The organism is Spartobacteria bacterium UBA695, assembly GCA_002298145.1.
Classification (GTDB): Bacteria; Verrucomicrobiota; Verrucomicrobiia; order Chthoniobacterales; family Chthoniobacteraceae; genus UBA695.
In genome coordinates, this window is sequence record DBMP01000006.1 from 19,240 (window position 1) to 35,325 (window position 16,086).

General features: G+C 55.0%; 11 protein-coding genes and 1 pseudogene. 11 read left to right on the forward strand and 1 reads right to left on the reverse strand.

Features of this window, described 5'->3' with window-relative positions:
* Positions 1 to 23: 23 nt before the first annotated feature.
* The 7 genes from B2828_RS02075 (at position 24) to B2828_RS02105 (ending at position 13,300) form a co-directional block, all read left to right on the forward strand.
* Positions 24 to 1,265 (forward strand): substrate-binding domain-containing protein, encoded by a 1,242-nt coding sequence (locus B2828_RS02075; protein WP_479632017.1) that lies wholly within the window; start codon positions 24 to 26, stop codon positions 1,263 to 1,265.
* Between the two features lie 88 nt (positions 1,266 to 1,353).
* Entirely contained in the window at positions 1,354 to 4,488 is a 3,135-nt protein-coding gene (locus B2828_RS02080; protein ID WP_479632018.1) for an alpha-mannosidase, read from the forward strand.
* Between the two features lie 14 nt (positions 4,489 to 4,502).
* On the forward strand, positions 4,503 to 5,678 hold the full coding sequence (gene rhaT / locus B2828_RS02085) for an L-rhamnose/proton symporter RhaT (protein WP_479632019.1): 1,176 nt from the start codon (positions 4,503 to 4,505) through the stop codon (positions 5,676 to 5,678).
* A 24-nt stretch (positions 5,679 to 5,702) separates the two neighbouring features.
* Complete coding sequence (locus B2828_RS02090; protein WP_479632020.1) at positions 5,703 to 8,468, forward strand: family 78 glycoside hydrolase catalytic domain; 2,766 nt, start codon at positions 5,703 to 5,705, stop codon at positions 8,466 to 8,468.
* A gap of 73 nt (positions 8,469 to 8,541) precedes the next feature.
* Positions 8,542 to 10,302: an alpha-L-rhamnosidase-related protein gene (locus tag B2828_RS02095; protein WP_479632022.1), complete on the forward strand. Its 1,761-nt coding sequence runs from the start codon at positions 8,542 to 8,544 to the stop codon at positions 10,300 to 10,302.
* Positions 10,303 to 10,442: 140 nt separating this feature from the next.
* On the forward strand, positions 10,443 to 11,828 hold the full coding sequence (locus B2828_RS02100; RefSeq protein ID WP_479632023.1) for an MFS transporter: 1,386 nt from the start codon (positions 10,443 to 10,445) through the stop codon (positions 11,826 to 11,828).
* Positions 11,829 to 11,902: 74 nt separating this feature from the next.
* Positions 11,903 to 13,300, forward strand: coding sequence for a glycoside hydrolase family 28 protein (locus B2828_RS02105; RefSeq protein WP_479632024.1), 1,398 nt, complete (start codon positions 11,903 to 11,905; stop codon positions 13,298 to 13,300).
* On the opposite strand, the pseudogene B2828_RS02110 reads toward B2828_RS02105, so the two are convergent.
* Positions 13,214 to 13,477, reverse strand: a pseudogene (locus tag B2828_RS02110) (ATP-binding protein); the annotation flags it as partial. The gene B2828_RS02105 and the pseudogene B2828_RS02110 sit on opposite strands and share 87 nt — an antisense overlap.
* A gap of 295 nt (positions 13,478 to 13,772) precedes the next feature.
* Here B2828_RS02110 and B2828_RS02115 point away from each other — a divergent pair.
* From B2828_RS02115 to B2828_RS02130, 4 genes are all read left to right on the forward strand, one after another.
* On the forward strand, positions 13,773 to 14,588 hold the full coding sequence (locus tag B2828_RS02115; RefSeq protein WP_479632025.1) for a recombinase family protein: 816 nt from the start codon (positions 13,773 to 13,775) through the stop codon (positions 14,586 to 14,588).
* Between the two features lie 74 nt (positions 14,589 to 14,662).
* The gene (locus B2828_RS02120; RefSeq protein WP_479632026.1) at positions 14,663 to 14,896 is read left to right on the forward strand and encodes an AbrB/MazE/SpoVT family DNA-binding domain-containing protein; all 234 of its coding nucleotides are present in this window, start codon (positions 14,663 to 14,665) and stop codon (positions 14,894 to 14,896) included.
* Positions 14,893 to 15,279: a type II toxin-antitoxin system death-on-curing family toxin gene (locus B2828_RS02125; RefSeq protein ID WP_479632027.1), complete on the forward strand. Its 387-nt coding sequence runs from the start codon at positions 14,893 to 14,895 to the stop codon at positions 15,277 to 15,279. Before B2828_RS02120 ends, B2828_RS02125 begins: the two co-directional genes overlap by 4 nt.
* A 417-nt stretch (positions 15,280 to 15,696) precedes the next feature.
* Complete coding sequence (locus tag B2828_RS02130; protein ID WP_479632029.1) at positions 15,697 to 15,903, forward strand: hypothetical protein; 207 nt, start codon at positions 15,697 to 15,699, stop codon at positions 15,901 to 15,903.
* Positions 15,904 to 16,086 lie beyond the last annotated feature (183 nt).

Sequence of the window (16,086 nt, forward strand, 5' to 3'; positions counted from 1 at the left end):
GTTGCCTCTTTTTAAATTGGTATTTGGTATTTACCATTGATCCTATTTATGGTCAACTGGAATTTGTGATGACTGGTAACTCCTACGATAACAGCAAACTCTCCGCGCCCTACCCGAGGGCGTTGCACAGTCTGCACTGCATGCTTGCAAATATGCAGGTCAACGAGTATTTGCCCCCCGAGCGCTCCCTTTGCGTGGAGCTTGAGATTAGCCGCACCACCCTGCGCCGCGCCTTGGATTATTTCCAGCGCCAGGGCGTCCTAAAGGCCCGGCAGGGTTGCGGGACCTGTCTGGTTCGCCCCGTCACCACGCTGCCCAAATTTCGCGGCAAACCAGATCTCCGTTTCATCGGGTTGGTGGTGCCATCCGTACACGAGCCCTATATCTCTCGCATCGTCCACGGGGCCGAGCAATACGCCGCCGACCACGGGTTTCATCTCGCCCTCGCCTACGATCACAACGACAAGGATCACCAACTGCGGCAACTGCGCAAAATGACCGATGGCGAGGTAGGCGGTCTAGCCGTTTACCCCGCCGCTGACAATCTTCAGCGCACGGAATATCTGAACCTTTTGCGATACATCGATGAGAAGTGCATTCCCCTGGTGATGATCGACCGTTACGCACCGGAAATCGCATCCGCTTGCGTTCTTTCCGACAATTTTCAGGGGGCATACATCGCCACCGAACACCTAATCTTGACAGGCCACCGACGGCTGGGATTACTGGCTTTTGGTCCGGAAGGGGGTATCGCAGACAGGGATCGGAGGAAGGGATTTCTTGCCGCGCTGCAAGATTACAGGCTTCCCCCCAAGCCAGTTTTCGAGGCAAGCCTTGGTGTGCATCACCACGAAGCGTCGGCAGAAAAAGCCGTTCGTGAATGGCTCGATGGAGGCCGTGGACGCCCCCGTTTCGACGGCCTGTGCTGCATGCAGGACAACATGGCCTATGGAGCTTACATGGCCTTGCGCTCAGCGGGGGTACGAGTCCCCGAACAGGTGGCGTTGGTCGGTTACGACAATCTCAATCGGGAACTCTTCCGCGCTGCGGGTCTGGCCCTCACCAGCATTGACCAATCTGCGGAAAAGATCGGGTCGGAGGCAGCACGGATTCTGATTTCGAAACTCAAAGAGACCAACCTGGAAATCCGCGACCACCACCTGCTTCTCTCGCCTCGTCTGGTGGTTCGCCAGTCGTGCGGGAGCCATCCCAGCACTCGCAGACTTCATCGCGGTTCCGATCTGAAACTAATGGAACATATCTGATCCGGCGAACATTCGAATTTCACTGGCGTCGATATTGGTCTTTACTTTAATACCAAGTCGCGTATAGATGAATTCGGAGCTCATCCCAATGATCAAACACCCAGAGTTAATTGAGGGCCGTATTCGCAAGGCTCTACCCGCCATCGAAGCGTTGATTCACCCCCTGGCGGCCCCCGTCAGTGTGGAGGCTTGGCACGTCGGCGGAGAACCTGTTCCTCTAGAAATCGCCCTGGCTGCCGATTACATCCCCTTTTGCGTGGGAGATCCCTGGGGACCGCAATGGGATACAACGTGGTTCCGGATTCGCGGACAGGTGCCTTCCTCCTGGGTAGAACGCAACGTGGTTCTGCTGGTTCGCCTGTCAGACCAAGGTCGCGAAGGTTTTACCGCCGAAGGATTGGTTTACTGTAACGGCGAAATCGTGCGCGCATTGAACGCAAATCGCAACGACATCGAGGTAGCCGAAGCGGCACACGGCGGCGATACGTTTGAGTTCTACATCGAAGCAGCAGCGAACGTGGCTGACGCTTACGGCGGGGTCATTGAAAAGAAAAGCACGCCCTCGTTTCGGCTCGCCCAAGCCGAGTTGGCATGCGTGAACCGGGAAGCCTTCGACTTCTATTACGACTTTAAAGTGGCCGCCGAATTGATGGAGGTACTCCCCCTAGACGGCCAACGGCGGGGTGAACTTCGCTATGCGCTCAACGAATCTCTAAACCGGCTCGAAATCACCGATCCCTGCACAATTCCCGCAGCCCAAAAAGCGCTCGCCGGCGTCCTGGCAAAGAAAAACGGCGACACCGCGCATCGGATTTCCGCCATCGGTCATGCCCACATCGACACCGCGTGGCTCTGGCCACTAAGGGAAACGATCCGCAAATGTGCACGCACGTTTTCCACGGCGGTTGACTACATGGACCGCTACCCGAAATATGTATTCGGCTGTTCGCAAGCCCTGCAGTATGCTTGGATGAAAGCCTACTATCCCCACCTTTTCGAGCGCATCCGCGAACGTATCCAGCGAGGTCAATGGGAACCCATCGGTTCGATGTGGGTGGAGGGCGATTGCAACCTCGCTTCCGGCGAATCGCTGATCCGCCAGATACTTTACGGGAAGCGTTTTTTTAAAGAGGAGTTTGGCTACGAGACCAAGGATGCATGGATTCCGGACGTTTTTGGCTACTCCGCAGCGCTCCCACAAATTTACCGCAGTTGCGGCATTGATTGCTTCGTTACCCAGAAGATTTCATGGAACCAGTTCAACCGTTTTCCACACCACACCTTCCTGTGGAAAGGCATCGACGGCACTGGCATCTTCAGCCACTTTCCCCCGGCTGACACCTATAACGGATTGGTCACACCAAAGGAACTGATCTACAACGTCTCGAACTTCAAGGAACACGGGCAGGCCACGTGCTCGCTCTATCTCTACGGGTTTGGCGATGGCGGCGGCGGTCCGACGATCGCCATGTTGGAGCAGGCGAAACGAATGTACAACCTAGACGGGCTGCCGAAGTTGGAATTGGAAAAGGTCAGCGACTTCTTCCAAAAGGCGAAAGCCGATGCGCGAGATCTCCCAGTCTGGGTTGGCGAACTCTACCTGGAACTTCATCGCGGCACTTACACGACCCAGGCTCGCAACAAGCGCAGCAACCGGAAATCGGAATTCCTATTGCGTGACGCGGATTTCCTCGATGCGCTGAGTCGCGCCCTCGTCCCCGCCCGCAAGGAATCTGCCGCCGATCCCGAACGTGCGATTTACGACGTGACCGGCCTGGGCGAGTCCAATGCCAATCGTCATGCCCATGCGCTAGAACGGGCCTGGAAGCTCCTACTCACCAACCAGTTTCATGACATCATCCCCGGGTCATCGATCGAATGGGTATATGAGGACAGCGCGCGCGATTACCATACGATTGATATTCTCGCAAACTCCGTCATTCAGTCCTCGCTCAACGCACTAAATGGCGCGGTTGATACGACGGAAATGAAGGTCCCCTTCCAGATTTTCAATACGCTCAACATTGAACGCGAGGAAGTGATTGAGACCGCGCCCGGAACTCTGGTCAAAGCGAAGATTCCGCCGTGCGGCTATCGGGTGATCGATGCAAAGAACGCCACGAGCCTTCAATCAGCCTCCGATACTGTTTCGGTTCAACAAGTGGGCGGCGAAATTCTCATAGAGAACGCACTTATCCGTTTGCGGTTGGGGCGGGATGGCGTGATCCAGTCGATCATGGACAAGGAAGCGGGCGACCGCGAGGTTCTTGCGGAAAGCGGCGGAGGAAATCTCTTCCAGTTGCACCAGGATACCCCGAATAATTGGGATGCCTGGGACATCGATGTATTTTACAAGGAAAAGGTCACGGATCTGCGCGCGGTTGACAAAATCGAAATTGTGGAAGCGCATCCGCTGCGCGTAAAGGTTCGCATCGAGCGAAGCTTTGGCGCCTCGCGGATTGTTCAAGACTTAATTGTGACCGCGAGTTCCAAGCGCATAGATTTTACCACCGAGGTCGACTGGAACGAAGTGCACAAGTTGCTCAAGGTTGCATTCCCCGTGAACGTCCAGTCCCTCCGAGCAACGTATGAGATTCAGTTTGGCAATGTGGAACGCCCCACCCATTACAACACGAGCTGGGATTTGGCGCGATTTGAAGTCTGTGCGCAAAAATGGGCCGATCTCTCCGAGGAGGGCTACGGTGTGGCGCTCCTCAATGACTGCAAATACGGCTACGACATCCATGGCCACGTGATGCGGCTCAGTCTTTTGCGCTCGTCCAGAGCTCCTGATCCGACGGCGGACCAGGGCCATCACCGGTTCACCTATGCTCTGTTGCCACACACGGGAGGCATTCATCAAGGCCGCGTGATCGAAGAAGGCTATCAACTAAACGTTCCATTGCGCGTCACTCCGCTAGCAGTGCAATCCGGCTCTTTCCCCTCGCAACGGGCCTTTTTTACGACGGATCGTGCGGGAATCATCATCGAATGCATTAAGGTCGCAGAAGACGGGACAGGCATCGTGGTCCGGCTTTACGAAGCCTACGGATCGCGAGGGCCTTTCAAGCTGACGACAACGTTGCCGGTTAAGGCAGCTAGCCGCACTGACATGCTTGAAAATCCCGTCGAGCAACTCGCTGTCACGAACGGGGCGATGAAGCTGGACATACGTCCTTTCGAAATCGTCACGCTCAAGCTGCAAATCCACACGATTCAATAATACCCATCCCCCCTATGAGTCCCAATCCCCTCCTCGGTGTCATTTTCCATTGGCTTGGCGGCCTGGCTTCCGGTTCCTTCTACGTTCCTTACCGGCAGGTCCGGAAGTGGTCATGGGAAACCTACTGGTTGGTCGGTGGTTTTTTCTCCTGGATCATCTGCCCTTGGTTCTTTGCCGGATTGATGACGAACGATCTGCTGGGGGTGCTCGCGAAGCAATCGGTCAGCACACTGTGGTGGACCTATTTCTTTGGAGTCATGTGGGGTGTTGGCGGGCTAACGTTCGGGCTGACGATGCGCTACCTGGGCATGTCGCTGGGAATGGGCGTTGCGCTCGGCTATTGCGCTGCCTTTGGCACGCTATTGCCGCCAATCCTGAAATCCTTTGTCTCCACCATCCCGGTTCCGGAGACCATCGCACAAATCGCCTCCACCGCGCCGGGGCAAACCACGCTGGCCGGGGTGGGCGTCTGCCTGCTGGGCATCGGCATCGCGGCGATTGCAGGCCTTACCAAAGAAAAGGAGATGCCCGCCGAGGAAAAGCAGAAGGCCGTGGCGGAGTTCAATTTTTCCAAAGGAATTATGGTAGCCACGTTTTCCGGCATTATGAGCGCCTGTTTCTCGTTTGCGCTCACCGCAGGGAAACCGATTAGCGATGCCTCCGAACTAGCCGGGACAACCGAGATTTGGTCGGGGTTGCCGAAGTTGGTCATAGTGATGTTTGGTGGGTTTACCACCAACTTCATCTGGTGCATGTTGCTTAACCTCAAGAACCGGACCGGCTACCAATACCTCGCTACCGAGGTAAGGCCAGAGCACCTTCATCACGGAGGCCAAGGAGGCGGCGAATATGGCGTGGCCACCCTCATCGCCCCTGCGGTGGCCAATCTGCGAATTCCACGGCTACGCAACTACTTGTTCTCCGCGCTAGCTGGTACCACATGGTATTTCCAGTTTTTCTTCTATACAATGGGCGAAACCCAGATGGGAAAATTTGGCTTCGCAAGCTGGACGCTCCACATGGCGAGCATCATTATTTTTAGCACGATGTGGGGCTGGTTTTTCCATGAGTGGAAAGGCTGCAGCAATAAAGCTCACCGGCTCATTGCCTCGGGCATTGCATCGCTTATCCTCTCAACCATCATCATTGGCTTTGGCACTTACCTGAAAAGCCTGAGCGGCGTCCACTAGTCACTTTCCTTCCCACTAATCCCCATGAACCTATCGACTTACCTCCGAAGTCTGTTCTGCGCCTACCTCGCACTAAGCACAACGCCAACCCATGCGATGCCCGTGGAAAACCTGCGCTGCGAATCGCTGGTTGATCCCTGCGGAATCGATGCCCCTGCCCCCCGGTTGAGTTGGGTTCTGCAATCCCCCACCCGCGGAAGCAAGCAGACCGCCTACCAGATTCTCGTGGCATCGACAGCGGAAAACTTGACCCTAAACAAAGGAGACCTTTGGGATAGCGGCAAGGTTCTTTCCAAGGAGACGTTTAGCATCGAATACACGGGACGGCCCCTGACATCCGAACAACGCTGCTTTTGGAAAGTGCGGACGTGGGATGAAAAGAGCGTCTCCTCCGCGTGGAGCACCCCCGCTTTTTGGCAGGCCGGGCTCATGAAACCAGAGGCATGGCAGGCGCAATGGATCGGGTTCGACACGCCACGCGCCACAGCTGAAGCCGCCGTGCCGCCCGCCACTCCAGATGCCAAGGCCAAGCCATTGTTGTTACCCCCGGCATCGTATTTACGGACAAAATTCACCGCGAACAAGCCCATTATGTGGGCGACGCTGCACGTGGCGGCACTGGGCCTGGCGGACATCTATTTGAATGGACAGCGCGTCTCCGACGATTATTTCACCTCGGGTTGGACGGATTACACAAAGCGCGTATATGCCCGCGGCTACGACGTTACCCAGGCGGTCCATCGTGGAGCTAATGCGATGGGTGCCGTGATTGCCGACGGATGGTACAGCGGCTACGTGGGTTATCGAGGGGAACGCGATCTCTATGGGAAGAATCCGCGCGTGCGGGTGCAACTAAATATCACGTATGCCGATGGCTCCAGCGAAGTGATTGCGTCGGGAGCTTCATGGAAAGCTGCCACGGGGCCAGTTCAGGAGGGAGATATACTGCACGGAGAAACCTATGATGCCCGCGCCGACATGGGAAAATGGAGCGAGGCGGCCTTTGACGACCACGCGTGGGCCTCCGTGAACACGGGCGCTCCGGTAAATCCACAAGTTGAGTCGCATCCGGCTCAACCGGTTCGGGCGATTAAGGAGTTCCAGGCCAAAACCATCGACGAACCAACGCCGGGCATCTATGTACTCGACCTGGGTCAGAACTTCGCGGGGGTTACACGCATCAAAGTCAAGGGGGCGAGCGGACAGAAGATCACACTCCGCTTTGGAGAGCGACTCAACCCGGATGGCACGCTCTACACGGCCAATCTTCGCGGAGCCCGGTGCACGGATACCTATATCTGCCGTGGCACCGGGGACGAGGAAACATGGCAGCCACGATTCACCTTTCACGGGTTTCAGTATGTGGAAGTCCGCGGGCTCGGTTACAAGCCAAAGGTCGATACGGTGGTCGGCGTGGCACTGAGCAGCGACACCCCAGTCACCGGGGCCTTTAGCTGCTCTGAGCCGATGCTCAATCAACTCTACAATAATATCTACTGGACGCAGCGGATGAATTTCATCGACATCCCCACCGATTGCCCTCAGCGCGACGAGCGACTGGGCTGGACGGGCGATTCGCAGATTTATATTCGCACAGCTACCCTCAACACCGACGTGCAAGCCTTCTACGCCAAGTGGCTAGTGGATTTGACCGATGCGCAGCTTCCAAACGGAACTTTCCCCAAGGTTGCGCCAAGTCAAGTGACTTCGGGCGAAGGGGGATCGGCATGGGCCGACGCTGGGGTGATCTGCCCCTGGACGCTTTACGATGTCTACGGAAACCGCGAGGTGCTTGCGCGGCAATATCCCAGCATGGTGCGCTTCGTGGAATCCTACGAAATGCGCTGTCAGTCGAACCGTCTGCCTCCAGCAGGATTCCCCACTTTTGGTGACTGGCTCAGCGTCGGCGCGAAAACGCCCCCGGATGTCATTATCGTGGCCTACTTTGCCAAAAGCGCGGAGTTAACCGCACAGGCCGCTGAAGTTCTAGGGAAGCCTGAGGATGCCGCGCGATTCCGTAACTTGTATGAGGACGTCAAAGTGGCATTCAACCGAACATATGTCAGCGCGGACGGCCACATCAAGGGAAACACGCAGGGCAGCTACGCCATACCGATAGCCTTCGGTTTACTTGATAGAGAGAAAACAAAGCTCGCGGGCAATCTCCTTATCAAAGCCGTTGAACACAGCGATTGGCATCTCACGACGGGATTCATCGGCACCAAGGACCTGATGCTGGCGCTTTCCAAGATCGGTCGCAACGACGTAGCCTACCGGTTGATTTTTAACGACACTTATCCGTCCTGGGGATTCTCGATCAAAAATGGGGCAACCTCCATTTGGGAACGATGGAACGGCTGGACACCAGACAAGGGCTTCGGCGATCCAAAGATGAATTCATTCGCGCACTATTCCTTCGGGGCCGTTTACCAATGGATGGTAGAAAACATCGGCGGAATTCGCAGCGACAGCCCTGCTTACGAAAGGCTGATCATTGCTCCGCAGATGGATGCAAAGCTCACCCATGCCGAGACCCGTTACGATAGCGTCCGGGGGCGTATCGAGACGCGCTGGAGCAAGCAAGGCGGAGCACTTTCCCTTTCCATAACCCTTCCGCCCAACACCACAGGAACGGTCTACATTCCCGCCGCCAATGACTCGGTGATTACGGAAGGAGGCCAGCCTGTTGCGAAGGTTTCTGGAATCAAATTCCTGCGCGAAGAACCCGGTATGGCTGTGTATGCCATCGAGTCGGGTAGCTACCATTTCCAGTCCTCACTTCTTCCCTAATCCCATCATGTTTCCATCGCTCCATCCTCATTTAACGGACTTCGCTTCTGTCCTTGGGCGTAGCATCTTCCTGATGATCCTGCCCCTCGTCCAGACCATCAGCGCGGAAACCACACCGCCTCGTCCATTGGAAGTCGAGCAAATCAAGCCAGTGACTGTCGTCGAAAAAGAACCCGGACATCTCTTTGTTGATTTTGGCCGCGTGGCCTTTGCTGCCCTTGAATTGAATGTGCCGCAAGTCCAGGAAGGACAGAAGTTAACAGTCTTCATGGGCGAGGCTCTTTCCGCTCCACAAACCGTGAACCAGAAACCGCCCGGCTCCGTGCGCTTCCTTCGCACCGAAATCACGCCGACACCCGAGAAGCCAGTCTATCGCATCCCACTTCCCGACCGGGACCAGCGACTGATGCCCGCTTCCATCGGCCCGGTCATGCCGTTCAGGTATGTCGAAATCAAGGGAGCGCCCGTCGGTTTCAACATAAACTCGATAACCCAACTTGCCGTTCACTATCCTTTCGAGGACAACGCTGCGCAATTCAAAAGCTCGGACGAAAAGCTGAACGCCATTTGGGAGCTTTGCCGCTACACAATCAAGGCCACCAGCTATTGTGGCATTTTCGTGGACGGCGACCGGGAACGGAAACCTTACGAAGGCGATGCCTATATTAATCAGTTAGGCTGGTTCTCCTGCACAACAGACATCACTCTTCCGCGTCATACCTGGGAGTATCTGATCGAACACCCCACTTGGCCTACCGATTACATCCTCTTGGCCCCCATTCTGGCTTGGGATGACTACCTCTACACCGGCAACCCCGAGGGGCTTAATACAACGTATGACCAACTCAAGGCCCGCACCCTGCTGTTTCTATCGCGCCCCGATGGTTTGCTGCGCACAGCCGTCGTTCCAGTCCCTGCAGAGATACAGAAGCTGATCCCCATCGCAAAGATCGGCGACCTTGTCGACTGGCCGACCAGCGAGCGCGATCAATACGAAATGGGGCCGGTAAATACAGTGGTGAATGCTTTCCATTGCAAGGCGCTTCGATGCATGGCCCAGATAGCCAAGGCATTGAATCAGTCGGAAGATGCCGCCCTGTTCCAAGCCGCCGCTGCAAAAGCCACCAGCAGCTTGAACACGGTCCTCATTGACGCAGGGAGGGGACTCTACGTCGACGGCGAAGGCAGCCGCCACAGTTCGCTCCATGCCAACATGTTTCCCCTGGCCTTCGGGCTGGTGCCGCCGGAAAAGACGAAGTCCGTCGTCGATTTCTTGGGCGGCCACGACATGGTGTGCAGCGTCTATGCGGCCCAATTTCTCCTTGATGCGCTCTTTGACTATGGAAAGGCCGACTGCGCCCTTGCGCTCATGACCACCAATGGAGATCGGAGCTGGAGGCACATGGTAGATCAGGGAACTACGTTGACCTACGAGGCTTGGGATCAAAAATACAAGCCCAACCAGGATTGGAACCATGCATGGGGAACCGCTCCCGCAAATTTAATTCCGCGCAAGCTAATGGGCATCGAACCGCTGGAACCAGGTTTTGGAAAAATTCTGATCGCCCCCAAACCCGGTTCGCTAAAATGGGCACAGATCAAAGTGCCGACGGCCAAGGGACCCGTTTCAGTCCGCTTCGAGAACCGCCCGGAGTTTCTGCTGCAAATTGAGATCCCGCAGAAAACCACCGCGCGAGTCGGGCTGCCCACCCAAGCCACGGATGGCCCTGTTACGGTGAAGGTCGACGGTCGGTCCGTAAAGGTAACAGCGAAGGATGGCACCGTATTTCTCGACAACTTGGAACCTGGGAAGCACACCTGCCAATTGCAATAGCGTCTCCTGTTCCCCGTGGAATTTGAGGGAAAAGGCATTCAGGTGCACGAATCCGTCTGCCAATCTGATTGTTGATATTGAAGTTCGGATTAACACTTTTATCTCATCCCTATCCTACAGGTATTAGAACCACACTTCCTATGGATCATTTTTCGCCATCCATCGTTAAAACAGCCGGGCCTCGCCTTTACCGCACAGAAAACCTCTGTTACACAAAAGGCGGGTTACTCGTCCTCTCGTTCTGGCTGTTGTGGGGAGATTTTGCATTCAATTTCTTCGAGTCAGTCTTCGGACGCTTCCTCCCGATATATCTCAAGGATCTGCAAGCATCCAACACGCTCATAGGCGTGATGGCAGGAAGCTTCGCAGGGTTGGTGAACGTGCTGTTTCTTCCCGGCATCAGCCGTTGGAGCGATGATTTTCGAAGCGCCATCGGGCGACGCGTTCCACTTCTTTATCTAGTAACGCCGCTGACGGTTTTTGCCGTCGTGGCCATCGGGTTCGCCCCCGAAATCGCCAGCTGGTTTTTTGACCGACTATTCGCCCACCTACCCCCGTCAGTAACCAAAGGGGGGCTGGTTCTGGGACTGCTTTGCGGGCTCACCGTGAGCTTCCACTTTTTTAACATGGTCCTAGTCAACGCTTACAACTGGCTGATCCGCGACGTGGTCCCATTGGAGGTGATGTCCCGCCTCCTGGCCTGGTTCAGCATCGTTGGAACCGTAAGCGGGACACTTTTTCTGTGGTTCGTTTTCCCTCACTTAATGACCAACCGCAGGGGAATATTCCTTGCTGTCGGCCTCTTTTATCTTGTCGCATTTCTTCTCATGTGCCGCAATGTCAAGGAAGGGCAGTATCCGCCTCACACGCCTTCGCAAAACCGTCCAGTCATCCTCAAGACATTCGTCGTTTACTTCCGCGAATGCCTGGAGGTTCCCCTCTATCGCAACTTTTTCATCGTCTCTCTCCTCGTGACGGCGGCGCTCAACTGCGCGGGAGGTTTCCTCACTCTCTTCGCCAGTGACACCCTCTCGATCAATATGGCGAACATGGGACATATTTTTGCGTGGACCTCCGCCGTCTCTCTCGTCTTTTTATATCCGATCGGCTGGCTATACGACCGCTTCACGCCCATGCACGTGGTTTTGGGAGCGATCATCACTCTGTGTCTCGGGTCGTTGCTGGCCTTTTTTTCATTAATGATCAGAATGGTTACCTGGTTTACTCGCTGGCGTTTCATTGCCAACGCAGGCTTGGTTATTAGGACTACGAGCTGCTTCGATGAAGCTATTCCCTGCCAAGAAATTCGGCCAGTTTTCCGGGGGAATCAACGTTTTCAGTTGCGGGGCCTTGATCGTCGGGAACGTCCTCATCGGCGTTCTCATGGACTGGGCTCACAGCAACTACCGGATGGCCTTCCTCTGGACGACTGTTATTTCTGCAACTGCTATTCTTCCAATGTTGCTAGTCATTCGTGGCTGGAAAGCGCATGGCGGCCAGGACAAATACGTGGCACCTCTTCCTGACTAGACTAGTTCCGCCGAAATCCCGATCAAACGCCGCCCTTTTCCGCCCGTCCTTTACAAGCATTCCTTAAAAAATGGGAAAAACAACCAGGCTCAATTCTAATCCCTTCATTTTCGACGTTTGTCATTATGGCGCGAAAGGGGACGGCGTCATGACTGACACGGTGGCTATCAACCGAGCGGTCGAAGCCTGTGCCCATGCCGGGGGTGGCCAAGTCCACTTTCCCCCTGGCCATTATCTATCTGGGACGGTGCATTTACGCAGTAGAGTCACCCTTAACCTCGATGCTGGAGCGGTCTTGATTGGGACAACCAACTTGTCGCAGTATCAACGGCCCGCCGTGCCTGACCATTTGTGGGAGGCGCAATTGGGGCAATGGCACCGCGCGCTCATCGTCGGCGAAAATCTCGAAGACGTTGCGATTACGGGACAGGGAGTGATAGACGGCAGACATGTTTTCGACCCAGAGGGCGAGGAAAAAATGCGCGGTCCCCACGCCATCGCTTTTATCAATTGCCAACGCTTTTCCTTGCGCGATATTTCAATTCGCAATGCTGCGAACTATGCTATCTTCTTCATGCTGAGTCACGAGGTTGACATTCGCAATGTTAAGATTACCGGCGGTTGGGATGGCATACATTTTCGCGGATCACCGGACCTCTGGTGCCGTGATGTGACTATCACCGATTGCCAGTTTTCCACCGGAGACGATGCCATTGCGGGTTATTACTGGGATAATACGGTCATTACGCGATGCGTCATCAACTCCTCCTGCAATGGCATTCGAGTCATCGGCCCCGTCACAAGGCTCATCGTCAACGACTGTCTTTTCCACGGACCGGGTCGGCATCCGCACCGGACCTCTCTCGAAAAGCGCCGCACCAATATGCTCAGTGGCATAAACATCCAACCCGGAGCATGGAACCCTACTCATGGTTTGCTCGATGACGTGCTTCTCTCGAACAACACCATGCACCACGTTGCCGCACCGGTGACGATTTGGATCGGGCCCGGCAATACAGCTGGCCGTATCACCGTTGCGGGTCTCGCGGCTAACGGCGTTTATCAATCGGCTATTACCGTACAAAACTGGGCGCATGCACCAATATCAAGCATCGTTCTGCGAGATCTAAGTGTAGAATTCTCTGGAGGTGTGTCAGTTATGCCAGAGAAATCAAGGGATCAAACTCCCGACAATTCTCTCAATCATTTACCAGCGTGGGGATTGTACATAACGAACGTGGGAACTCTTCTCGTGGAGGATGCTCGTTTCAGCCTTGAAGAGGCCGATCTTCGACCGGTGATACAAGCCGAGCGAGTCGGAAAGATAACCCTAGATAACGTTAAGTATCCGCACGGGCGGCGGGTCTCGCATGTTTATTCCTCAGCAAGGCAGGACAATGCAATATTCACTGTGGGGGGAGAGTCGAATTCCAAGGAAGCGTGGGAAGCGGATTATTTTCACCCGTAGGCGGGCCCCATCAAATTCCAGGATGACGGCGTGATGGACGAGCCGGTCGATGGCGGCCATGGTGGTCATCTTGTCTTTGAAGATCTGGTCCCACTGCGAGAAGACCAGGTTCGAGCTGATCATCACGCTGCGCCGCTCGTAGCGTTCCCAGAGGAAGGTGAAGAACACTTCCATTTTGGTGATGGTGGGCCAATTGCCCCAACCACGGGTTACTCGGTTGATTTCGCGCACGACCTCTTGCTGTGCTCTCTATGTGGTGTTTCTTGGGGTAAGTTCGCGCACGCGGTCCCGTAGGGCCTGCTCTGCAGCAGGACTCGGTTTGGTATGCGCGTAGGGCGTTCCCTTCCTCGATTGTTGCCAGCGGAAGGGAAACCCCAGAAACTCAAAGCCGCTCGCACGGCTCTGGGGCACTTGGGTTTTCTGTTCGTTGAGCGCCAGACCTTTGGCTTGCAGCCAACGGTTCAGCCGCTCATTGAGTCCGCGACCTTCTCCTGGGTATGACGCCGATCCGCAGACAAAGCATCTCTTAATTAACAAAGCAGAAGCTCCTCACGTGGAGGAAATGTTCAGGATGGCGGCTGAAGGAATGTTGCCTCGCGATATTGCGGCAGAGGCAAATGCTTTCGACTGGCGCACCAAGCGGTACGTCGCGCGTCGAACGGGACGAGAATCAGGAGGCGGGTTGTGGACGCCACGGCAAGTGCTCACGCTGCTGTCCAATCCAGTCTACATTGGCCGTTTTTCTTACAAAGAGGGGACTCGCCCAGGTACTCACCCCATCATTGTATCTGAAGAGCTGTTTGAACAGGTTCGCCTGAAAATTGCGGCCCGGCGAAAACTCGGAAAAAATACAAAAACTCCCGTCAAGCGGCATTCGTTTTTCTGGTCACTTCGAGGCAAGATCATATGCCCGGATTGCGGCCGGGTAATGAGCCCCCATATCAGCAAAAAGGGAGTTATTTGGTTTCGGCATTACCGCTGCCGCTCGTTCGCAGGAGGACGTGCGCCTTGCAAGGGCTCGGCTTTTCCTGCCTACGATCTGGAACGCATGGTCAGCGATTTAATCGGCGAAATGCAATTCCCTGCATCGTCTTCAGGTTCGACGAGTCTCGACCAGGCTACTTTTTGCCGGTTCCAAGAGATCTGGAGAACTCTTGACGAGAGTGGCCGAGATCGTCTTTTGCCAAAGGTCGTCAGCAAAATATCGTTTGACCGGAAAACCTCGACGCTCCAGGTCGAAACCGATGATGCTGGAATGATTGAGGTCACGAACGAGCATAGTTTTTGACGGGGCTCCAAAAGGATGGCTTGATTTCTCCCCAAAAAGGCCGTTATTACATTCGTAACCACAAACGCAAATCTATGGTGCTTGAACTCAAACTCCGCAAAGTCGGTAATTCCGTGGGCGTCGTCTTCCCCAAAGAGGCTCTGAGCTATCTGAAAGTGGGGGATGGTGATGTGCTTTGCGTGACGGAAGCGCCGGAGGGCAGCCTTCGCATCAGCCCTGCCAAGGGGGGCGATTTCAACCGCCAAATGCAGGCCGCGCAGGACGTTGTCGCACGCTACCGTAACACCCTCAGAGAACTCGCCAAGTGAAGCGCCCGGAGTGGATTCTGCGTGAAACGGTGCTCGCCCTGCATGAGCAGCTTCTTGCTGAATTTGGCGGCTCGGATGGGATACGAGACGGGGGCTTGTTGGACTCCGCATTGAGCCGCCCGGAAAATCTATTTGTATACGGCCAGCCAACCGTCAGCGAACTCGCAGCGGCATATGCATTCGGACTGGTCAAAAATCACCCGTTTGTGGATGGCAACAAGCGGATTGGGTTTGCCATTGGTGCGCTCTTTCTTCAACTCAACGGGCGAGGCTTGATGGCGACGGAAGTAGATGCAGTGATTCAAACTTTGGCTCTTGCCGCCGGAGAGATCGGAGAAAAAGAATACGCCTGCTGGCTGGAGGCAAACTCCAAGGAGATTTGAAGACAAAAGAACAAGCAAACCATCCAAGTGCTTTGAAGAGCCCGGCATTTCGGAGTTGGCCCTGAAGGCTACTCGGCATTGGCTAGAGCCCAATGCCATGTGGCTATTGAGAATGCCCGCTATAGTTTGCCGCTCATCATTGTCGAGAAAGGACGCGTGGTTGCCATTCCGACAAGATAATCCTCGTAAGGTTCAGAAACTACGATACTTGCGTAGTTTTCAGGGTTAGTTTTCATTATTTCGCCTACAACGCAGGGCTTTTTTGAAGGCGGGGCAGACGCAAGCACTCAGGGAAACGAAACCTAAAAAGGAGGTTCTTATCGTGATGTTCCTTTGTGGCGTGGCCGGCCGCCTTGCAAAGGCTCGGCATTTCCTGCCTACGATCTTGAACACCTGGTCAGCGATTTCATCGGGAAAATGCAGTTTCTCGAATCGCCCTCAGGTGCCGCAGGGATGGATCGTGACACCTTCCATCGTTTTCAGGAAAAGTGGAAAACCCTGGACGAGTGCGCCCGTGATCGCCTTCTACCCAAAGTAGTCCACCGCATTTTCTTCGATCAAAATCGCTCAAAACTTCGGATTAAAACCGACGATGCCGGGATCATCGCCTTCGTGGACGGGTGAGGCTTTTTCCCGAAGCCGTCGAAGGTGATGCTTGCTTTTTCCCCGTTATGGACGTTATTACATGTGTAACCACAAACAATTCTATGGTGCTTGAACTCAAACTCCGCAAAGTCGGCAATTCCGTGGGCGTTGTCTTCCCCAAAGAGGCTCTGAGCTATCTGAAAGTGGGGGATGGTGATGTGC

Bases quoted from the DNA above. Each gene is read 5' to 3' on its own strand.
- B2828_RS02080 (WP_479632018.1), top strand. From the start codon at position 1,354: ATGATCAAACACCCAGAGTTAATTGAGGGCCGTATTCGCAAGGCTCTA.
- rhaT (WP_479632019.1), top strand. From the start codon at position 4,503: ATGAGTCCCAATCCCCTCCTCGGTGTCATTTTCCATTGGCTTGGCGGC.
- B2828_RS02090 (WP_479632020.1), top strand. From the start codon at position 5,703: ATGAACCTATCGACTTACCTCCGAAGTCTGTTCTGCGCCTACCTCGCA.
- B2828_RS02095 (WP_479632022.1), top strand. From the start codon at position 8,542: ATGATCCTGCCCCTCGTCCAGACCATCAGCGCGGAAACCACACCGCCT.
- B2828_RS02100 (WP_479632023.1), top strand. From the start codon at position 10,443: ATGGATCATTTTTCGCCATCCATCGTTAAAACAGCCGGGCCTCGCCTT.
- B2828_RS02105 (WP_479632024.1), top strand. From the start codon at position 11,903: ATGGGAAAAACAACCAGGCTCAATTCTAATCCCTTCATTTTCGACGTT.
- B2828_RS02120 (WP_479632026.1), top strand. From the start codon at position 14,663: ATGGTGCTTGAACTCAAACTCCGCAAAGTCGGTAATTCCGTGGGCGTC.
- B2828_RS02130 (WP_479632029.1), top strand. From the start codon at position 15,697: ATGCAGTTTCTCGAATCGCCCTCAGGTGCCGCAGGGATGGATCGTGAC.